At 54.1% G+C, this 20473-nt stretch carries 15 protein-coding genes and 1 pseudogene; 8 read left to right on the plus strand and 8 right to left on the minus strand.

Annotated features, from left to right (window positions below; all coding sequences use genetic code 11):
• A pseudogene (locus H6G53_RS18585) lies at positions 1 to 206 on the minus strand (IS4 family transposase); the annotation flags it as partial.
• 174 nt (positions 207 to 380) lie between these two features.
• On the opposite strand from H6G53_RS18585, the gene H6G53_RS14785 reads away from it, so the two are divergent.
• Both H6G53_RS14785 and H6G53_RS14790 read left to right on the plus strand, forming a co-directional pair.
• On the plus strand, positions 381 to 1205 hold the full coding sequence (locus H6G53_RS14785; protein ID WP_190534251.1) for a DUF3800 domain-containing protein: 825 nt from the start codon (positions 381 to 383) through the stop codon (positions 1203 to 1205).
• A gap of 170 nt (positions 1206 to 1375) precedes the next feature.
• Positions 1376 to 2254, plus strand: coding sequence for a bifunctional 2-polyprenyl-6-hydroxyphenol methylase/3-demethylubiquinol 3-O-methyltransferase UbiG (locus tag H6G53_RS14790; RefSeq protein WP_190534254.1), 879 nt, complete (start codon positions 1376 to 1378; stop codon positions 2252 to 2254).
• A 57-nt stretch (positions 2255 to 2311) separates the two neighbouring features.
• On the opposite strand, the gene H6G53_RS14795 is transcribed toward H6G53_RS14790, so the two are convergent.
• The 4 genes from H6G53_RS14795 to H6G53_RS14810 form a co-directional block, all read right to left on the minus strand.
• Positions 2312 to 2950 carry a response regulator transcription factor gene (locus tag H6G53_RS14795; protein WP_099531630.1) on the minus strand — a complete coding sequence of 213 codons (639 nt, stop codon included), beginning with the start codon at positions 2948 to 2950 and terminating at the stop codon, positions 2312 to 2314.
• A 6-nt stretch (positions 2951 to 2956) separates the two neighbouring features.
• Entirely contained in the window at positions 2957 to 4177 is a 1221-nt protein-coding gene (locus tag H6G53_RS14800) for a sensor histidine kinase (protein ID WP_190534257.1), read from the minus strand.
• A gap of 95 nt (positions 4178 to 4272) precedes the next feature.
• Complete coding sequence (locus H6G53_RS14805; protein WP_190534260.1) at positions 4273 to 5478, minus strand: ABC transporter permease; 1206 nt, start codon at positions 5476 to 5478, stop codon at positions 4273 to 4275.
• Positions 5478 to 6824 (minus strand): efflux RND transporter periplasmic adaptor subunit, encoded by a 1347-nt coding sequence (locus tag H6G53_RS14810; RefSeq protein WP_190534264.1) that lies wholly within the window; start codon positions 6822 to 6824, stop codon positions 5478 to 5480. Before H6G53_RS14810 ends, H6G53_RS14805 begins: the two co-directional genes overlap by 1 nt.
• Before the next feature lie 218 nt (positions 6825 to 7042).
• Here H6G53_RS14810 and fabD point away from each other — a divergent pair, with 218 nt between their 5' ends.
• The 5 genes from fabD to adhE all read left to right on the plus strand — a co-directional run bounded on the left by fabD (position 7043) and on the right by adhE (position 11648).
• Positions 7043 to 7921, plus strand: a complete 879-nt coding sequence (gene fabD / locus H6G53_RS14815) for an ACP S-malonyltransferase (RefSeq protein WP_190534267.1) — start codon at positions 7043 to 7045, stop codon at positions 7919 to 7921.
• Positions 7922 to 8194: 273 nt separating this feature from the next.
• Entirely contained in the window at positions 8195 to 8476 is a 282-nt protein-coding gene (locus H6G53_RS14820) for a hypothetical protein (RefSeq protein ID WP_099531626.1), read from the plus strand.
• Positions 8477 to 8486: 10 nt separating this feature from the next.
• Positions 8487 to 8609 (plus strand): hypothetical protein, encoded by a 123-nt coding sequence (locus H6G53_RS19025; protein ID WP_255512379.1) that lies wholly within the window; start codon positions 8487 to 8489, stop codon positions 8607 to 8609.
• A 12-nt stretch (positions 8610 to 8621) separates the two neighbouring features.
• A complete protein-coding gene (locus H6G53_RS14825) occupies positions 8622 to 8834 on the plus strand; it encodes a hypothetical protein (protein ID WP_190534270.1) in 213 nt (70 codons plus the stop codon).
• 180 nt (positions 8835 to 9014) lie between these two features.
• Entirely contained in the window at positions 9015 to 11648 is a 2634-nt protein-coding gene (gene adhE / locus H6G53_RS14830) for a bifunctional acetaldehyde-CoA/alcohol dehydrogenase (RefSeq protein WP_190534273.1), read from the plus strand.
• Here adhE and H6G53_RS14835 read toward each other — a convergent pair.
• On the minus strand, positions 11645 to 13516 hold the full coding sequence (locus H6G53_RS14835; protein ID WP_190534278.1) for a sensor histidine kinase: 1872 nt from the start codon (positions 13514 to 13516) through the stop codon (positions 11645 to 11647). The two genes, adhE and H6G53_RS14835, sit on opposite strands and share 4 nt — an antisense overlap.
• A gap of 447 nt (positions 13517 to 13963) precedes the next feature.
• Positions 13964 to 14128, minus strand: coding sequence for a hypothetical protein (locus H6G53_RS14840; RefSeq protein WP_190534281.1), 165 nt, complete (start codon positions 14126 to 14128; stop codon positions 13964 to 13966).
• A gap of 89 nt (positions 14129 to 14217) precedes the next feature.
• Here H6G53_RS14840 and cysE point away from each other — a divergent pair, with 89 nt between their 5' ends.
• Positions 14218 to 15069 carry a serine O-acetyltransferase gene (gene cysE / locus H6G53_RS14845; RefSeq protein ID WP_099531674.1) on the plus strand — a complete coding sequence of 284 codons (852 nt, stop codon included), beginning with the start codon at positions 14218 to 14220 and terminating at the stop codon, positions 15067 to 15069.
• 110 nt (positions 15070 to 15179) lie between these two features.
• Here cysE and H6G53_RS14850 read toward each other — a convergent pair whose 3' ends face one another.
• A complete protein-coding gene (locus H6G53_RS14850) occupies positions 15180 to 19772 on the minus strand; it encodes a PAS domain S-box protein (RefSeq protein ID WP_190534284.1) in 4593 nt (1530 codons plus the stop codon).
• Between the last annotated feature and the right edge of the window lie 701 nt (positions 19773 to 20473).

A 20473-nucleotide genomic window follows, 5' to 3' on the forward strand; every position in this document is an offset into this window, starting at 1 on the left:
TTACAAGCCTTGGAAAACGTTGATATGTCTACTGAGATACCGGTGTGATTGAGCTTGAAAAATAGGTCTCTCATGCTCATCAAACCTTGATCAAGAATGAAAGTCAACCAGATCTCAAAAAATCTCCGACTGCTGAGCACTGGGTAATCATGCTCAGGTAAGCTTTTGAGAATAGGTTTGACGATTTGAGAGAATGAGCGTAACATTGGTGTATTACTTTTTGATTGTTTGGGGTAAGAATTACATCTTCTTACCCCTTTTTTATAACCTGAATCTGTCATTCAACACTTCTGCTTCTTGGTAACATCAGACATGGCTAGTCATTGAGCTTTTCATCATCCAAGCTCTTTGAAGTGAGTCAATCTTCAAGCGTTTTTTTCATGACTATCGATTCGGAAACACACCACTACTTTGTTGATGAAGCAGGCGATTTAACGTTCTTTAATAAAAAAGGGCGAGTGATCATTGGTCAGCCAGGGGCTTCTCGGTTTTTCATGGTAGGCATTGCCCAGATTGCTGACCCTGAAGTCGTTGCTAGGGAGTTGGAGAGCTTGCGGTTGGCATTAATAAATAATCCGCGCTACAAAGACATTCCCTCCATGCAACCGCAAGCCCAAAAAACAGTAGTCACCTTTCACGCAAAAGATGACTATGCAGAAATTCGAGAGCAAGTTTTTGAATTAATGCAGTCCTTCGATGTCAAAATCTATGTTGCAATTCGTAGCAAGATTGAAATTGCCCAACGAGCGCAAGATAATTTCAAGAACCTGAATAAAAAATTGCAACAAAATTCGATTTACGATGACTTGATTAAGCGCCTATTTAAAGATCGACTGCACAAAGCGAATTTCATTAACATCACCATTGCACGACGCGGCAAAGAAGCCCGCGAAGAAGCACTAGGACAAGCAATTAACCAAGCTCGCAAAAACTTTGAATCCAGGTGGAATATTAGCGCTAACGGGTTAATTTCAATCGAGTCAACATACCCGTCTCAGAGTCCAGGCTTGCAAATTATTGATTACTATTTGTGGGCGCTGCAACGCTTCTATGAGCGCGAAGAAGATCGATTTTTTAAACCGCTTGCCCCTAAATATCGGCTGATTATGGATCTAGACGATAAACGCCATAAAGATTATGGAGAGTGGTACAGCGATAGGAATCCGCTAACGGCTGAAAAAATGAGAGAGGCTAGGTCTAGGTAAAACCTAAACACACGGCATGGAGCCGACGTTCGCCTCTCGCTCTCTATTTTACCGCGCTGACCTGGGATGTGACGACGGAAAACCGTTGCAACTGCCCAAGTTGGCACATGCGCACCAAACCCCTAGCCGCGATGCCGATATTCTGAGGGCGATGTTGCTATGTCTTGTCCATGACCGTGAGTAGCCCCGACGCGATCGCCGCCCTTGAAGCCGCCAAAGCCCAAGTCATTGCGGAGTTTGGTGACTGGACGAACCACAACATGCGCCTTGCTGACGGGTGCTACACGATCGCCCCAACCCCGACCCCCTCGGAACCAAAGCTGCGCCGCATGACCCAAATTGTCATGGACTGGTGCGGCGGTTCTGTGGAAGGGTTGCGGATTCTGGATTTGGCTTGTTTGGAGGGGATGTATGGCCTGGAGTTGGCCATGCAGGGCGCACAGGTGGTGGGCATTGAAGGGCGCGAAGCCAATTTGGCCAAGGCGCGCTTTGTGAAAGAAAGCCTGGGCCTGAGCAACATCGACTTTTACTGCGACGACGTGCGCAACCTGTCCGTGGAGCGCTACGGCCAGTTTGATGTGGTTCTGTGCTTGGGGATTTATTACCACCTGGACGCGCCGGACGTGTTTCGGTTCATGGAGCAAATCGGCTCCGTTTGCACCAAGCTGGCGATCGTCGATACCCACGTCAGCCGCACCGCCGAAGAGCAGCACGACTACGCCGGGTTGACCCTGGCCGGTTGTCGCTATGTGGAACACGCGCCGGAAGCTTCCACGGACGATCGCCTGAAAATTCTTTGGGCTTCTTTGGACAACGACTACAGCTTTTGGTTAACGCGCCCGTCGCTGTTTAACCTGATGCAGCACTGTGGCTTTACATCGATTTACGAATGTCACTCGCCGCTGGTGGAAAAATTCGAGCAATTGCGGCGATCGGGGACGGGCGATCGGGCCACCTTTGTGGCCTTCAAGGGTCGCCCCGTGGCCCTCAAGGCTTCCGACCTCAGCAACGACAGCCGCCCCCTGCCCTGGCCGGAAATCCCCCGCTAAAGGCCAATGAGCGGTGGATCGTGGCCCGCTCAGTCGGCGGGCTAAGGGGCTAGGTATTCAGCGTCGGTAGTGCTGTTGGGCCCAGAGGGCCGCTTGGGTGCGATCGGTCACCTGTAGTTCACTCAAAATGCGACTGATGTGGTTTTTGACAGTGCCGTGGGCTAAATACAAAATCTGGGCGATTTCCTGATTGGTTTTGCCCTCGCCCAGCAGCCTGAGCACCGCCAATTCGCGATCGCTAAAACGCTGGGTCAGGTCAGCCGGGGTGGTTGGTGGATGGGTGGTTAAATGCGCGAAAACTTTCGGGGCGATCGTCGGGCCTAGTTGACTATAGCCATGGTGGACGCTGCGAATTGCATCGGCCACTTGTTTGGAAGGGGCGTTTTTGAGGATATAGCCCAAAGCTCCTGCCTGGAGTGATTGCCAAATATAATCCTCGCGATCGAACGTGGTCAGCACCAAAATGCGAATCCAAGGAAATCGCTGATGAATTTCCTGCGTTGCCCGAATTCCATTACAAATGGGCATTTCAATATCCATCAAAATAATGTCGGGTTGCTGTTGCTCGGCCAGGGCGATCGCCGTCTGGCCATTGTCCGCTTGACCCACAATTTCGAGATCCGTTTCTAGGGCTAGCAACGTGGCCAAGCCCTGCCGAAAGAGATCTTGATCATCAACCAATAGCAGCCGAATCATAGCGGCTCAATCCTCGGGGGTTAATCCCCATGATCGGGGAATTGTGATGCGGAGGGTGGTGCCTGTTCCCGGTGTGCTGGCGATCGCAAACTGCCCGCCGAGAAGCTGCACTCGTTCTCGTATGCCGCGCAATCCATAACCAGTCGTGGCCGCGCCCCGATCAAAGCCTTGGCCATTGTCCATAATTTCCAAGTTGAGCGTGGATGCTGTGTAGTGACTCAGCAGATTCACCCTCGAAGCCCGCGCATGTTTTTGTACGTTGGTTAAGGCTTCTTGAATGATGCAATAAACCTGATGGCTGGTTTGGATATCGATCGCCGGTAGGTTCAGTCTTGAGGTAATCACCAGGGATTGGGTGTTGTGAATTTGATTGATTAACCGCTGCAAGGCCACATCGAGCTGAAAAGAGGGATCACGGGTGGTTTGAACCGCTTGGTGTACCGCCTCTAAGCATTGACTGGCTAAGGTTTGTGCATGGTTGAGGGCGGTAGCTGCTTGATCGCGATCGCGCCCTTGCATCACTTGCACTAACTCGAGTTGTAGGCGCAGGGTGGTCAGCGAATGGCCCAAGGAGTCGTGAATTTCGCGGGCAATGCGCGATCGCTCCAAATCCGCCGCTAGGGTTTCGATCGCTTGGGCTAGGGCTTCCGATCGTTGGCGGCTGCGACGCTCCGCCATGATCAAAAAGCCAATCAGCATCACCAACGCACTGATGCTGATATATTCCACCGAACTCGACAAAATAATCGCCTGTGGCTTGTAAATCTCCTCCCACTGTTGCGATCGGGTGGTTTCAATGAATAACTTTTCAATGATAGGAATCGTCCACCAGATACAGAGCAAATAGCTAATTCCTGATCCTGCCACGAGATAGACAATGGTTTTTCGATTAAATAAAAAACAACTCTTGATTAAGATCAAATATAAAAGCAGATGCAAATCGACTAGTAACAATTGCGCCACTAGAACCAGCGAAATTTCTAGTCCAATATAGACGTATCGCACCCAGTGAGGTTGCTTGATTGGAAAAAACCAACTCAGCAACCAAAAGATGGTAACAAACACCAAAACCTTGCTGAATAAATCGGGCAAGGTCGGCAATTTATAAAAATACCAATCAATGCCATAGGCCAAGCCATACATTAAGAGCAAGACCCATTCCGCATAGCGCATCATGGGCCGTAACTTAAAGAAAGAGGAACCAAAGTAGCTGCGTAGAGCTTTCATCCTGAAATACAGTGAGTAATTCCCACTGGAGAATGATTTAACGTGATTGAAGTCCATTGAAAAATGGTGCGATCGCGTCATTTGCCGGCATTGCACTAGGACGTTTTCAAGGCTGTAATCGGATCGAGCTGGGCCGCTTGACGAGCCGGAACCACGCCAAAAACCAGACCGATCGCACCGGAAATAGCCGTGACCACCACCACGACCGGCACAGGAACGGTGGGCTTGAAAGGAGTCAAAGTGCCGATCAGGGCCATCCCGCCCGCGCCCAGGGAAATGCCCACGACACCGCCGGCCACAGCCAAGATCGTGGCTTCAATTAAAAACTGCTGCAAGATCGCCTGGGGGGGAGCGCCGATCGCCTTGCGGAGACCAATTTCCTGGGTGCGCTCGGCGACGGAAACCAACATGATGTTCATGATCCCAATGCCGCCCACCAGCAAGGAAATCCCCGCAATTAAGGTGAGCATTGTCCCCAACGCGCTGGTAATTTGCCCTAACAAATCCTGAATGGATTTATTCGCCACCACTGAGAAATCCTGTTTGCCATGCAAGCGTGTCAACAGATTCGTGACTTGAAAAGCAGCCGATCGAATCTGGGCTTGGTCGCGGGCAGTGATCTCAATTTCATCGATCAGCAGTCCTTGGGGAACTCGTCGCCCCACGACTTGATGGGCCATGGTTGTGATTGGAATGAAGGCATTGGCATCGGGATTCACACCGAGAAATGCGCCTTTTCTTTGGATGATGCCAATGATCTGAAAGCTCTGATTGTTAATTTGAATTTCTTGGCCGATCGGGTTGGTGCGATCGAACAGTTTCCGGGCCAGCTCCCCACCCAACACCGCCACCTTGCGATCCTGACGTTGGGCAGCCTCATCCCAAAAAATCCCCTGGGCCATGCGGATATTCCGCACTTTGAGAAAGTCGGGCGTGACTCCCTGCACCGTTGCCGTCACGGTGCGACTGCGATGGCCGATCGCCAAGGAACTCGAAATCGTCGGTGACACCCATTGGACGGCCGGTGCTTGGGCGGCGATCAAGTCAGCTTCGGACAGCAACAAGCGCGGCACTTCACCGGTCAGTTCCTTGCTTTGTTGTTCACTTAAAAAAACGTACAGGGAGTTCGCACCCAAGGATTCCACCTGAGTTGCGGTGAAATGTTGGGCCCCTTCACCCAGCCCCACGGTGGCCACCACTGAAGCATTGCCAATCACGATGCCCAGCATGGTCAGCAGGCTCCGCATTCGATGGCTGACCAGGGTGCTGATCGCCATGTTGAGCGTATCTAGAGGGTTCATTAGAAGCCGCTTCCTTCGGGATTATCAACACCCGGAATCACTTGGTTGATTGGGGGACTCAGCAAAATTCGATCGCCCGCTTGCAGGCCCGATCGCACCTGGGCTTGGCTGCCACTTTCTGCACCGATTTCCACGGTTTGAAAGCGTGCTTCCTGGTTGGGCACAAGTCGCCATACGCCCTTGCGGCCGTCCTTTTGGGTGACAAGGGCCGCGAGCGGCACTACCAGCGCATTCCGAATTGGCTGGCCCAAAAACGCTAACTTGACGTTCATGCCGGCTTTTAAGATGTCCAGGCCCGTTTGCAGGGAAACTTTGATGCGAAAGGTGGTGACGTTGTTTTCTGGCACAGCTCGGGGGGCAATGCGCTTGACCCGCCCCTGAAACGTGCGATCGGGATAGCTGTCGCTGCGAATTTCGACGGCTTGGCCCTGGCGAATTTGACCGATCGCGGTTTCGGGAATTTTGGCTTCGACTTCTAAACCACTGAAGAGTTCGGCAATGGCGGCAGAGGTGGCCCCATCACTGCTGGATGCGGTGGTGGTGGGTGCCACAAAATCCCCCACATCGGCAAATCGACGGGTGATGACTCCTCCAAAGGGCGATCGAATCAGCGTGTTTTGTAGCTGGATCCGCACGACTTGCAGTTGCGATCGCGCTTCTGCGACTTGGGCGCGGGCTTGGGCAACTTCCTCGGCGCGAAACCCCTGGCGCTGTTTATGGAATTCCTGTTCGGCGGTGGCCAAGCTGGCTCTGGCTTGCTCCACGGTGGCGCTGGCGTTGCGGGCTTCGGTCAAGGTCTCATCCAAGGCATCTTGACTCAGTACGCCTTCGTTGGCCAAAAGCTGGCGGCGCTGGAGTTTTTGGGTGGCTAATTGCCACTTTCCTTCGGCCTCTTGCAACTGGGCTTGCTGCCGTTGCACCTCGGCTTGGGCTTTGGTGATGTCTTCAGGGCGATTCCCCGCGAGTTTCAGTTGCAATTCCGCCTGCGATCGCGCCAGGCCCGCTTGAGATTGTTTGACCTGCGCTTGCAGTTGTTCGCCGTCCATTTGGGCCACCACTTGCCCAGGCTGCACTCGATCGCCCTCGCGCACAAATAAGGCCGCCACCTTGCCGGCCTCCTTGGGGGCCAAGTTGACTTTACGCAGGGGCTGCACCACCCCATTGGCCTGCACTTGCACCACCAAATCTTGCCGCTGAACCAGGGTTGTGTCCTGGGCAAGATCCACCTTGGGGGCAGGCGCTGGGTGAGGGATCACCAGGGCGATCGTGCCCAACAGGCCCAGGGCCCCGAGGCCCCCGGCCCACAGCCGCCATTGCTGAAACTTGAACCGAATCGCAGGTTGCATCGACGTTGCCCAAACCGGGATCAAATGCCACGCCATCACTCTAAAAACATCGCCCCCATCGCGACGACTGCCGCCGGTCATCAGTGCCCATGACTAGAGTCACGATTTCCCAGCGGCCGCCATCAGGGGCGGATTGCCGGAAATTCCCCGCTAGCGCAACGGGCCGGCCGCTTGGTATAAGCACCTTGTCTATACCGATGCGAAGCACAGCAAACACAATGGCAAAAACCCTCTGGATGTTCCCGGGCCAAGGCTCCCAAGCCGTTGGCATGACTGCCGACTTGCTCGACTCGCCGGCCGCCCAAGCGAAGTTGGCGATCGCGGATGAAATTTTGGGTTGGTCGGTGGCGGAGGTCTGCAACGGCGACGAAGCGCAACTCTCCCAAACCCAATACACCCAGCCTTGCCTCTACGCGATCGAGGCGATCTTGGTTGATGCGCTGAAAGCCGCCGGTCAATCGCCTGATTTGGTGGCGGGTCACAGCCTGGGGGAATACGTGGCCCTCTACGCGGCCGGGGCCTTCAGCTTTGAAGCGGGTCTGAAGTTGGTGAAGCGGCGGGCAGAGTTGATGCAAGCGGCTTCCGGCGGCAAGATGGCGGCCATGATTGGCTTCAACCGCCCGGCCCTAACCGAGGCGATCGCCGCTACCGAGGGTGTGGTGCTGGCCAACGACAACAGCGATGCCCAAGTGGTAATTTCCGGAACGCCCGAGGCGGTGGATGCGATCCTGGGCAGCGTCAAAGCCAAGCGGGCTGTGCCCTTGGCCGTGTCCGGTGCGTTCCACTCGCCCTACATGGCGGAAGCATCGGCGGAATTTAACGAAATTTTGGCGGCCACGGATTTTGCGGACACGGCGATCGGGGTGCTCTCCAACACTGACCCCACCCCGGAAACCAGCGGCGCAGCTTTGAAAGAACGGCTCTCGAAGCAGATGACCGGTTCGGTGCGCTGGCGGGAAACGATGGTGATGTTGAACCAGGTGGCCTGCACGGAGGCGATCGAGGTGGGGCCGGGCAAGGTGCTGACGGGGTTGCTGAAGCGTGCCTGCCCCAACACCGCCCTGGTCAATATTGCCGCCCTCGCCGACATCGCTTAAATCTGCTTGCTGGTGACGTGATGGAGTGATCGCTAGCTATCCATAACAATCAATGGTAACTGGCGATCGATTCCATCACAATGAGTATTGATCCAATGAAAAAGTTCGTAATCAATTCTTTATTTGAAGTAAGCCCTAAAACTGATGCAAGCCTGTCGCCTGTAGGGTGGGCACTGCCCACCTAATAATTGCTTCATAGCACCTGCAATACGGCGTACTAACCGTTTTAGGTAAAAACCGTTTTAGGTAAAAACTGTAAAAGCTCTACAACTGATGAAAGTAATTTATCTAACCCATGTTATTCAGTTTCTTCTGAATCTCTTTGCCCAAGCTCAAGATGATGTTCTGCTTTTGAAGCTGCCCGATGGTCGCGAATTTGTGTTGACCTCCGTTGAGCGATTGCAAAATTCGGCCGAGGATTTGACCACGGAGGTTCAGCAAATTACGCAAAATCCAGAACTGATGGCCCTGTTGCAAGAGCGCAAGACGGATCGATCGCGCTTGAGTTTGGCGGATGCTTACGATCGCCTGGGTCTAGAACAGCCCGAGTCATAAGCTGAGATTCATGAATGATTTTCTAAGGCGGCGCGATCGGTATATGCGTGATAGTTTGGCGGTGCGTTTAGGTGGCATTGCGGCAAATTTGGCGCGGGTCAAATCCTTTGGCAAAAATCCTGATCATGGGTAGCTCATTTCCAGTTTGCTGCGGGAAAGTGGTTGGTTTATTGAATGGGCAGCCCCCGAGACCGATTTACCGGTGGCGATCGAGCTGGTGGCGATTCAGCGGCAGATTGTTCAGTGGTTGGCGGAGTGGTCGGTGCTGTGGCCAAATGCCGATCGCCGTCAGGTGGTGTTGGAGCGATCGAGCCTGTGGAGTCAATGGATTTTGGAGCGATCGGGCCTGTTGGACTAGGGGAATGGTCACCGAGCTAAATGATGGTTTTGAGCGATCGGCGGCCGAGCGTTCTGTGAGACTTCGTAAAGGTTCGTTGCAATTCGGGTGAGCAAAACCTAAAAACTTGTCAACAAATCTAACCAAAACAAGGGGATCAACCTAGCGTAAAAACAGAACGCCATTCCTGCGAGGTGCGTTATGACCGTTACCAACGATCGCGAACTCGAAGCCCTAATTGCGCGGGTCAAAGCCGCACAGCGCACCTATGCCACCTTCAGCCAAGAGCAGGTGGATTTGATCTTCAAAAAAGCAGCCTTGGCGGCCAACGCGGCCCGCATCCCCCTGGCCAAGCTGGCGGTAACCGAAACGAGAATGGGGACGATCGAGGACAAAGTGATCAAAAATCACTTCGCCTCGGAATTCATCTACAACAAATACAAAGCCGAGAAAACCTGCGGGGTGATCGAAGAGGACAAGGCCTTTGGGATTCAGCGCATTGCCGAACCCGTGGGGATTTTGGCGGGAATTGTGCCCACCACGAACCCCACTTCGACGGCGATTTTTAAGGCCTTGATTGCCCTGAAAACCCGCAACGCGATTATCTTTTCGCCCCACCCCCGGGCCAAGGACTGCACGATCGAGGCGGCGCGGGTGATTTTGCAAGCGGCCGTGGAAGCCGGGGCCCCGCCGGACATCATTGGCTGGATTGATCAGCCGACCGTGCCCCTGTCGCAGCAGTTGATGCAGCACCCGGATGTGAACCTGATTTTGGCCACGGGCGGGCCGGGCATGGTGCGGGCTGCTTACTCGTCGGGCCATCCCTCCTTGGGTGTGGGCGCGGGGAATACGCCGGCCCTGATTGACGAAACGGCGCACCTGAAAATGGCCGTGTCGTCGATTATTCTCAGCAAAACCTTTGACAACGGCATGATCTGCGCCAGCGAGCAATCGGTGGTGGTGGTGGATGCGGTCTATGAACAGGTGAAGCAGGAGTTTCGCGATCGGGGAGCCTATTTCCTGAACCCCGAAGAGAAAGTCCGGATGGGCGCGCAAATCCTGATTGATGGGCGGCTGAACCCGAACATCGTCGGCCAATCGGTGGAACAGATTGCGGCGATGGCCGATATTCAACTGCCACCGGGCACGCGCCTGATCGTCGGGGAGGCGAGCGTGGTGGGGCCAGAGGAGCCGTTCTCCTATGAGAAGCTGTCGCCAGTACTGGCCATGTATCGGGCGGCGGATTTTGCCCAAGCGGTGGAGCTGAGTGAGTCGCTGGTGATGTTTGCGGGGCGGGGGCACACGGCGGTGCTCTACACGTCGCCGGACAACCGCGACCGAATCAAGCAGTTTGAGGATCAGGTGCAAACGGCGCGGGTGCTGATCAACACGCCCTCATCCCAAGGGGCGATCGGGGATATCTATAATTTCCGGCTGGATCCGTCCCTCACCCTCGGTTGCGGCACTTGGGGTGGCAACTCGATCAGTGAGAACGTGGAACCGCGCCACCTGCTGAACATCAAAACCGTGGCGGAACGGCGGGAAAATATGCTCTGGTTCCGGATTCCGCCGAAAATCTACTTCAAATATGGCTCGCTACCGGTGGCGCTGCGAGAGCTGGCCGGGCGCGATCGGGCGTTCATCATCACCGACAAACCCCTTTACAACCTGGGGATCACGGCGGGTCTGGAAAGCGTCCTGGATGATATTGGTCTGAAGTACGACACCTTTTACGATGTGGAGCCGGATCCTTGTCTGGGAACGGTGAACCGGATTTTGGAACAGATGCGATCGTTCAATCCGGACACGATCATCGCGATCGGGGGTGGCTCACCGATGGACGCGGCCAAGATTGCCTGGTTGCTGTACGAGCATCCCGAAATTGAGTTCGAGGGGCTGTCGATGCGGTTCATGGACATCCGCAAGCGGGTGTATGAGCTGCCGCCTTTGGGCCAAAAGGCCATCCTAGTGGCGATTCCCACCACCTCGGGCACGGGGTCGGAGGTTACGCCCTTCGCGGTGGTGACGGACGAGCGCACGGGGATCAAGTACCCCCTGGCGGACTACGCCCTCACGCCGACCATGGCCATTTGCGATCCGCAATTGGTGCTGGATATGCCCAAGTCCCTGACGGCCTTTGGGGGCGTTGATGCCTTGACCCACGCCCTGGAGTCCTACGTGTCGGTGTTGGCTTCGGAGTTCACGAACGGCGAGGCCCTGGAGGCGATTCGGCTGATTTTCAAATATCTGCCCTCGGCCTATGAGCACGGGGCGGCGGATCCGAAGGCGCGGGAAAAGATGCACTACGCGGCGACGATGGCGGGGATGGCCTTTGCCAATGGTTTCTTGGGGATTTGCCACTCGATCGCCCACCAAATTGGCGGCACGTTCCACATTCCCCACGGCCTGGCCAATGCGCTGTTGATTTCCCACGTGATTCGATACAACGCGACGGATGCGCCCTTTAAGCAGGCGGCGTTCCCGCAATACAAGTATCCGAATGCCAAGTGGCGCTACGCCCGGATTGCGGACTATTTGAACTTGGGGGGCACGACGGAGGACGAGAAGATCGATCGACTGATTGGGGCGATCGAGGCGCTGAAGCAGCAGGTGGGAATTCCCCGATCGATCCGGGAAGCCACGTCAATTAGCGAGGCGGAGTTTTTGGCGAAGTTGGACGATGTGGCCGATCGCGCCTTTGACGATCAATGCACGGTGTCGAATCCCCGTTACCCGATGATCAGCGAGCTGAAAACGCTGTTGTTGCGGGCCTATCACGGAGATTCGCCGCTGTTGTCGGCTCCGGAAGCGCCGGAACCGGTGACGACTCCCTAGGGCCTGGTTAAGCCGTCGCTCGCGAGTGGTTCGATCGGGGCTGGATCGTCTGCGGCTAAAGGGGCTGCTTGCGGTTGGGCTGGATCGGCGATCGCGAGTCGAATCGGTAACTTCAGCGTAAACGTCGTTCCCCAATCGCCCGATTCACAATCGATCGTGCCGCCGTGCTTTTCCACAATCACCTGCTGGGCGATCGCCAGACCCATGCCCGAGCCTTTGCCCACGGGTTTGGTTGTGTAAAACAACTCAAAAATCCGCGATTGTTCACTGACGGGAATGCCCAAGCCGCTGTCGGTGACCGCCAAGCTGACCGAATCCGGGTCAAGGGTGCGGGTGGTGAGCTTCAGGGTCAAGAGCCGATCGGGCTGTTGGCGGAAGGCCTCATCCAGCGCATCGATCGCGTTCGTCAAAATGTGCATTAACACCTGATTGAGCTGACCTGCATAGCACTCGATCGGGGGCAAAGATCCGTAGTCCAACTGCACCACAATGGCCGGGCGGTGAGCTTGGGCACAGAGGCGCGACCCCAAAATGGTGAGCACGCTGTCCAGGCTTTGGGGCAGGTCGATCGCCTTCACCTCCGCCTCATCCAAACGGGCAAACAACCGCAACGACAGGACGATCGCCCGGATGCGTTCCGCGCCCGATCGCATGGAAGCCATCAGTTGCGGCAAATCTTCCCGCACAAACTCCAAATCCAACTGTTCCACGAGCGATCGAATCTCTGGACTGTGGGGGCCATGGCCCGCCTCATACAGCGTCAGTAACTCCAGCAGATGGCTCACCCCCTCCGTGACATGGATTAGGTTGCCGTAGATAAAACTGGTGGGGTTATTGATTTCGTGGGCCACCCCGGCCACCACCTGCCCCAGGAGCGACATTTTTTCCGTTTGGATCAGTTGCGCTTGGGTGCGGCGCAAATCCATCAGAGTTCTGTAGAGGGTGCGGGCTTGGGAGCTGGCAAAATCCGCCGCGTCCGCCAATTCCTGATTGCGTTCGGCCACCCGCTCAATCAACGTATCGAGGGCTTGGGCCAAGGATCCCACCTCGTCTTGGCTGGTGATGCCCACCCGTTGGCTGAAGTCGCCGGTTTCCGCCACCCCTTGGGCCACCGTGGCCGCCCGCACCAGGGGATTGACGATCGCCCGCGTGACTCGCATCGCAATCACCCCCGCCACCGCCGCCGACAGCAACAGGCTCAGGATCACAACGCCTTTTTCCAGACCTTGGGCCTCTTCGAGCAAAACTTCCGCCTGTTCCGCTTGCCCATGGGCCATAATCACCAGCCGGGACAGGGCGCGATCGGCCCCGGCCAGCGCTTTCCACTCCAGGGCCTCCGCTGCCTCTTTGGCTTCCTTTTGGGCGGCCGATTGATTGGCCTCGTCCGCCTGCTGCATCAGCATTTGCTGATTGGCATATTCCTGAAGATCCGCCACGCTTTGATTGGCCAAGTGCAACAGGCGATCGGGGCGATCGGCCAGCCATTGGGGATTTTGCTTGAGATAGGCGGTTAGCTCGTTGGCTAAGTCGCGGGCTGCTTGGATGGCCGCGATCGCATCCTGCTGGAACAGTTGCCGTTGTGCGGCGGGAATTTCATCATCCCCCGCTTCATCAATGGCGAGGCGAGCCGCCTGCAAGTTGCTGCGTAAATCACTGAGTAATTGAACTTGTGTGGTTGCGTCGTGCAGTTGGGCCACCCCGCGCCCTTGGAAATGATCCGCCAGGGCGATGCCGGCCAAGGAGCCAACAACCCCCGTGGCGATCGCCAAGATATAGCCCAACGCAATCTTTTGGCTGAAGTGCCAATTGCTGATGCGTTGTTGCCAATAGCCGAGCCAGCGCGATCGCCCCTTGATCTGGATCTTCATCGTGGAGTGGGACATCGCTGCCGTCGAGTGAGGAGAGGGCAGTGGAAAATTCATTGATTACGAATTTTAGGGCAGCTCCAACCGCAACAGCCCTACGCCGTGGGCTGATTATGCTTGGTTGTAACCTCAATGGATTGATGCAAACCCTGAAAGATGGATAAATTTAACGATTCATGAGGGATGAAACGTGAATTCACTATCTTTTTTGTGTCATTTTGGAAGGCGAAGGCCGTCGTCAAAGTCGATCCCAATCTATCAGGTGCTTTCTTGAAATGGCGTTAAGAAATGCAATCAATAATCAACAATATAATCCATCAGTTGATTGCCTAATTGGGTGCGATCGGCAACATGATCAGTATCCAAATGTCCGTATTTGAAGGCCTTGAAAGTCGCAAAGTTTACCAAACCCTGACCCTAAAAACCGCAATTCTGGTGACGCTGAATGGGTCATGGCTGCCGCAACTGAAATGTTTCGTCCCGATCGCTCAGTTCGCCAACCGATTCCCGGGGAGCATGGCGCTGGGTGGAGTCTGGGGCCTGAGCCAAAACCTGAGCCAAAACCTGAGCCAAAATATATTCCCCAATGCTTCGGTTGGGGTTCGGTGGCCCCACCCCCCCGCGTCTCGGTCGGTAGGCAGTAGGATTAAAAGTGATTTTGTAATCGATGCAACACAACCTTGAAGCTTTCAGGCCGCCCAACCGTGCTAAACGCTCTCATTGCTGACTTTCGCATCATCTTCGATCGTGACCCCGCCGCCCGCAATTGGCTAGAGGTGCTTTTTTGCTATCCGGGGTTGCAAGCGTTGATCCTCCATCGGCTGGCCCATGGGCTGCAACAGCGCCAATTACCCTTTGTGCCTCGGCTGATTTCCCACATTGGACGACTGTTGACCGGGATTGAAATTCACCCGGGCGCAACGATCGGGCAAGGTGTGTTTATCGATCACGGCATGGGCGTTGTGATTGGTGAAACGGCGATTGTGGGCGACTATTGCTTGATTTACCAGGGCGTGACCCTGGGGGGCACGGGCAAGGAAAGCGGCAAGCGCCACCCCACCTTGGGTGACAACGTGGTGGTGGGAGCTGGGGCTAAGGTGCTCGGCAATCTGAATATTGGCGAAAATGTGCGCATTGGGGCTGGTTCCGTGGTTTTGCGGGATGTGCCTGCCGATTGCACGGTGGTGGGTGTGCCTGGTCGTGTGGTCTATCGATCGGGTGTGCGGGTAGATCCACTGGAGCATGGCAAGCTGCCGGACTCGGAAGCCCAGGCGATTCGGGCCCTGCTCGATCGCATCGAAACCCTGGAGCGGCGGATTGAGGAAATGGAAGCGGAACGGGCCCAAGTGCCGGTGGCCGTGGGTGCGCCGGAGCGCCCTTGCGAAGACTTGACCCTTTGCGATTGGGAACGGATTGCCAAGGTGGCCGCGGAGGTGACGGCGGCCCAACGCCAACTGGGCCAGCTCAATCTTGTGAGTGGTGATGACCCGGCGGGAAAGCGTTGCCGGTTGAGCGATCGAGCCTTGGAAGAGTTCTTTGATGGGGCTGGAATTTAGGGTTAATGATCGGTCTGATCACTTGGGCTGGTCACTGGGCTGATGTCGATCGCGTCGGGGCCGGATGCCGTCCGGCTGGCGGTCTTGCGCCTTGCTGATTTGCGCCTTGCCTAGGGGATCTGGTGGGGCGGCGGGGCCAGCAGGGGAAGTTCGATCGTGAAGCAACTGCCCACTCCCACTTCGCTGACCACATCCACACAGCCCTGGTGCAGTTCCACAATTTGCTTCACTAGCGCCAAACCCAATCCTGTGCCGTCATATTGGCGATTCAAGGCCCCGTCCACTTGGATGAAGGGCTGAAAGAGCTTGGGTAAATTTTCGGCGGCAATGCCAATCCCGGTGTCGGCTACGGCAATGCGCACGAAGGTTGTGGGTTGGTTGGCGGGCGCGGTGGGGGCTGGGGGCTGCTGAACCAGGCCCTGGAGATGCATTTTGGACAGAGAGCGCGATCGCACAAATTCCGAGGCGGCGGTTAACGATTCGCTGGTCACGGCGATCGAAAGGGTAATTTTGCCCCCTTCCGGCGTGAACTTCACCGCATTGCTCAGCAAATTAATCAACACCTGGCGCAGTCGTCGTTCATCGACCCACAGATTGGGCAAGTTTTCCGGGCTGTTGAGGTTCAGTTCAATCCGTTTTTTTGTGGCCTGCTGTTGAATAAAAACCAGGCTCGATCGACACATGGGCACCAAGTCCGTGATTGACCAATCCAACTCCATTTGGCCAGACTCAATCTTGGCCATATCCAAAATGTCGTTAATGAGTTCCAGCAGGTGTGTGCCGCTTTGGTCGATCGTCCTGAGCGCATAGTCCTGCTGGGGCGTAATTGGCCCAAAAATTTCCTCTTGCAGGCTTTCGGTCATCCCCAAAATGGCATTCAGCGGCGTGCGCAATTCGTGGCTCATATTGGCCATGAACTCATCTTTTAAGCGCGTTGCTCGCAACAGTTGTTGATTCGTTCGTTGCAACTGTAATTCCGCCGCTTGGCGATCGGTAATGTCTTGATAGATGCCCAAAACCCCAATCACCGTTCCTGACGAATCCCGGAGCGGAACCTTGTTGGTTTCAATCTGGATCAGGGAGCCATCCAGTTGTTTTTGGGACTCAATGAGATGTAGCTTGGCCATGCCAGACTCAATCACTTCCCGATCGTCCGCTCGGTATAGCTCGGCTTCGCTGACTCCCCAGGGCAAGTCGTAATCTGTCTTGCCCACGATCGCCTCCGGTGAAGGCAGCCCCGCCGCCGCCGCAAAGTTTTGGTTGCACCCCAGGTAAACCGAATTGCGATCTTTCCAAAACACAAAGAGCGGAAATGTATTCAAAACCGTTTGCAAGAATTGCTGCGATTCTTGAAGTGCTTTGCGGGTTTGTTTGCCCTCAGTCACATTCCGAAACATGCTGCGAATGGCGATCGGTTTCCCCTCTTGAAAATCGCAGTTGGCATTTCCTTCCAACAAAATTTCTTGGCCATCTTTGCTGAGAAAGCGAGTTTCAATGTCTAAAGAAGCTTCCCCGGCGCAAAGGCGATCTAAATATTGGCGGTAGTCCTCTAAGTCCGCAGGATGGACAACCTGAAAGATTGACAAATCATTTAAATCTTCATCGCCATAGCCCAAGGTTTCTTTCCAAACCCGGTTGACCAACAAGATTTGCCCTTGGGGATCAATTCGTTGAATTAAATCCGTTGCATTGTCAAACAAATCCCTCAGTTGCGCTTCTTGAGCTTGCAGTTCCAAGGTGCGCTGCAATACCCTCGCTTCCAAGTCTTGGTTCAGTTGCTCCAAGGCATCGTTGGCCTGTTTGCGCTGAAGTTCGGCCCCTGCCCGGGAGGCCAACACCCGCAAAAGGGCCATGGCTTGTTGGTGTTTTTCTTCAGAAAAGGGTTGTTGATCTAGGATGCAAAGACTGCCGATCGCCTGTCCTTGATCATCCTGTAAAGCAACGCCCAACAGCCCATTCACTGCCCCAGGAAAGAGGGAATGGGAAATGGAAAAACAGGACTGTCCGCCGGTTTCACAATAGAGTTCGCCATGCTCCAAAATGTAGGAACAGGGTGTGTTTTCTAAGTCCAAATTGGAATTGTCGCCCAGTTGACCATCAACCCAAACACCAAGGGTTTGTAATCGATCGCCCCGTAATTCCGTGGCTACCACATAATCCACATTCAGGGCTTCCGCAATATGCCGCACCAAGTTGGGGAAAAACTGTGCTCCGGTTACCGTGGCCGTGCCTTCAATCACTTGATGCAAAGCTTTTTCGGCCTGTTCTCGGGCCATTTCTGCCAAATATTGATCGGTAACATCCTGCACCGTGCCTTGGGAATAAAGGGGCGTGCCATCCTCGTCATAGGTTGTTTCGCATTGCTCATGGACATATTTAATCCGCCCATCTGCCAACAGCAACCGATGGGTGACGGAATAGGGTTCATGATTGACTAAGTGGCGCTCATAGGCTCGATCGACCATTTCCCGATCGTCAGGATGAACAGCGGCCATGAAGGCTTCATAGGATGCATCAAATTGCTGTGCATCCACTTCAAAAATCTCAAAAACTTGCTCAGACCAATAGAGCTTGTTGCTTCGTAAATCTATTTGCCAATTGCCGAGCTTGGCAATCCGCTGGGACTCTTGCAGGCGATCGCTCAGTTGGCGCAGGTTCTGTTCCGCAGCCTTGCGATCGCTGATATCCGTGACGAATCCCTCTAAAAACAGAAATTTTCCTTCATTGGAATAAACACCGCTACCCCGCTCCCAAACCCACTTTTCTTGAGCAAACTTGGTGAGAATGCGATATTCGCACTCATAGGGTTCTTGCTTTTGAATGGCGGCTTGGACAATTTCCCAAACGCGATCGGCATCTTCGGGGTGAATTTCTTGACCGCAACTGGTGGTGCGATCGACTAAATATTCATGAGTTTCATAGCCCGTGATGGCCGTTACTCCATCGCTAACAAAAAGCGCGGAGTATTCAGGATTATTAGCCACTCGATAAACATAGCCGGGCAAATTGGCCACCAGGGTCGAAAGACTTTTTTCCTGTTCCGCCAGGGCCAGTTCCACCTGTTTGCGAGCCGTAATATCAACCCCTACGCCCAAGACTCCATATTCACCCTTGGCGGGCAGAAAAATCGGTGACTTGTGCCATTGCAGCCATTGAATGTCTGGATTGGTTCCAAATGGATCATCAACTTGGCCGTTGCAGGAATCTGCCCCAGAGGAACCACCAGCCCCCGATAAATTGATTTCCAAGGCAGTTCCTAGGGTGTTGGTTCCTAAGTCAGATTCTGGGGAAGCATCGAGGAGGGCACCATCCTGCTCCACTGAGGCGATCGAGTCTGGCTGAACATCTGACTGAGCAATTTTGCGGCGAATCACCATTTCCTCAGGCAAGAAGAGTTCCTGGCGATTTTCAATGACGAAGCGATTTTCGCTCAAAAACCGAGCATTGGCTTCCGAGGGCCCTAGTAATTCTTCGTCAGTTTTATTCAGCAGTTCATCAACGGTGGTTCCGTAATAATCCGCCATGGCTTGATTGGCGAGCACATACCGACCCTCCCAATCTTTGACGAAAATTAAATTGGGATTGTTGTCAATAACAGATCGTAAAAAGACCTGTTGACGATTAATAAAATCGCGACTGAGGCGCAGCGAAATTTTTGATTTAATACGTTCTTGGTTTTCGCGATGTAACTCCCCGATCGCCTCCTGAAGCTGATTGGTTCGAGATTGAATAATGCTATTTAAGCTGCTTTGAACATTGTGAATTGAAGACTGTACTTCCTTCAGGAAATGCACATTTTTCAGCACGCCCACCCGAATGGCTTGGCAACCATCATCAATAAAGGTTTCCGAGAGCAACATGCTGAGGGCTGGCCGATCGGGCTGCTGGATGGCTAATTCCACATCCCGGCGGTGATAGGGTTGCTGTAGATCGGAGGCGATCGGGGCCTGTTGTTGCACCCAACGGGTCAAAGCGGGCTGGCCCAGGGTGGTGATGGGTTGCCCTTGTAGGTTTTGCTGCTCGATCGCGCAAATTGCTTTTAGCGCGTCATTGGTAAACAGTAATTGCCCACCGGCATCGGCCACATACACACCATCGGGTAAACTTTGAACCGTATGATTCAGCCACTGTAATTGGCGTTGTTGCTGATAGGTTTGCCAGCTTTTTTGTAAGGTAATTGGCAATAGCTTGAGATAGGCTCCAGCGGCATCTTTCACCACATAATCGGCAGCGCCCTGTTGCACCAGTGCCAAGGCCACATCTGCGGCATCCGCTGGAACCATCACCAGCCAGAGAACCGCCTGGGCTTCCATGAGCTGCAAGAGTTCCCGAAAGCTGGGTGCGGCTTGGTCGAGGAGGTCGGGTTGATCCTGCGCGATCGGGGTTACGGGGCGATCGCTGGGCTGGGGGCTGCGATCGGCCAAGTCTTCAGGCTTGTTGGCGGGACAGCTTTCAGTCCCTGCCGACGGTTCCAAGACCGCCTCGATCGGGGGAATCGCACAGCCATTGAGCAACACCATCTCGACCGGTTGCCGACGCAAATGGGCGATCGCCGCCTGCATGGAAGCCACCACATGCCCTTCACCCAGCCAGGGCCAGTGCTGAAAACAGCGAGCAAATTTTAACTGATCCGTTTCATCAGGTTCCAAGACCAATAATTGGCCCAAAAAGGGTGATGCATTAGCCGCAGCAACGTTGGTCATTGGATGTAAAGAACGCGGGGATCCATTCCCTTAAACACTGAATCACCATCGGCCGAGCGTTGACCCAGAACCCGGAACGCCAATTTGCAAGATACCTAAAAGGGTTTGAACATCAGGTTTGGATAATGACTGAGAACCATGGCTTGACCATCACAAAATGATCAAAATTTGCTCCATGAGCGTTTGGCTGATCCCTCAGCATTGACTGATCTGGCTAGCGGGGCGGTCTGTTGATCGAGGATGCTGAATTTTTCAGTCAACAGAATTTTCTCACGTCTTGAACCAATCGGATCTATGTTTTAGATCGGATTTGAGCTTGGTTGAAATCCATTTAGGTTCACCCCAAACTTCTGTTCAAATCTTGATCTCAGCCCTAGCCTTAATGCTTGAAGCCTTTTAGAAACCTTCCTTTGTGAACCGCAATTGTTCCGAGAATCCTGCTCTGTTTTTAAAAATTAACCGTGATGATTGAGCAATCGTTGAAAATTCTTGAGCTGGTGGGGTTGATAATTCTATTTAAGCATTCCCTGCGATTCTCCTAAAGTATTCCAAGGGGCAAAGGCGATCAAATTCAATCAAGAAGGATTTGGGTATAAACTATCACCAGAGTATGAATTTAAATCATTGACTACTGATCATTATTAATACCTAATTCCATCATTGATTGCTGACAATGTTGCTGGCCGTTGCAGCCGGCCGCC

Origin of the sequence: Limnothrix sp. FACHB-406 (assembly GCF_014698235.1) — a bacterium.
Lineage (GTDB): Bacteria > Cyanobacteriota > Cyanobacteriia > CACIAM-69d > CACIAM-69d > CACIAM-69d.

What these genes read in the sequence shown, in the direction of transcription:
- H6G53_RS14795 (WP_099531630.1), bottom strand. Translation starts at nt 2,950, where the DNA reads ATGATTCGGCTGCTATTGGTTGATGATCAAGATCTCTTTCGGCAGGGC.
- H6G53_RS19025 (WP_255512379.1), top strand. Translation starts at nt 8,487, where the DNA reads ATGAATGATTTTCTAAGGCGGCGCGATCGGTATATGCGTGATAGTTTG.
- H6G53_RS14810 (WP_190534264.1), bottom strand. Translation starts at nt 6,824, where the DNA reads ATGCAACCTGCGATTCGGTTCAAGTTTCAGCAATGGCGGCTGTGGGCC.
- H6G53_RS14785 (WP_190534251.1), top strand. Translation starts at nt 381, where the DNA reads ATGACTATCGATTCGGAAACACACCACTACTTTGTTGATGAAGCAGGC.
- H6G53_RS14850 (WP_190534284.1), bottom strand. Translation starts at nt 19,772, where the DNA reads ATGACCAACGTTGCTGCGGCTAATGCATCACCCTTTTTGGGCCAATTA.
- H6G53_RS14835 (WP_190534278.1), bottom strand. Translation starts at nt 13,516, where the DNA reads ATGAAGATCCAGATCAAGGGGCGATCGCGCTGGCTCGGCTATTGGCAA.
- H6G53_RS14805 (WP_190534260.1), bottom strand. Translation starts at nt 5,478, where the DNA reads ATGAACCCTCTAGATACGCTCAACATGGCGATCAGCACCCTGGTCAGC.
- adhE (WP_190534273.1), top strand. Translation starts at nt 9,015, where the DNA reads ATGACCGTTACCAACGATCGCGAACTCGAAGCCCTAATTGCGCGGGTC.
- H6G53_RS14820 (WP_099531626.1), top strand. Translation starts at nt 8,195, where the DNA reads ATGAAAGTAATTTATCTAACCCATGTTATTCAGTTTCTTCTGAATCTC.
- fabD (WP_190534267.1), top strand. Translation starts at nt 7,043, where the DNA reads ATGGCAAAAACCCTCTGGATGTTCCCGGGCCAAGGCTCCCAAGCCGTT.
- H6G53_RS14790 (WP_190534254.1), top strand. Translation starts at nt 1,376, where the DNA reads ATGACCGTGAGTAGCCCCGACGCGATCGCCGCCCTTGAAGCCGCCAAA.
- H6G53_RS14800 (WP_190534257.1), bottom strand. Translation starts at nt 4,177, where the DNA reads ATGAAAGCTCTACGCAGCTACTTTGGTTCCTCTTTCTTTAAGTTACGG.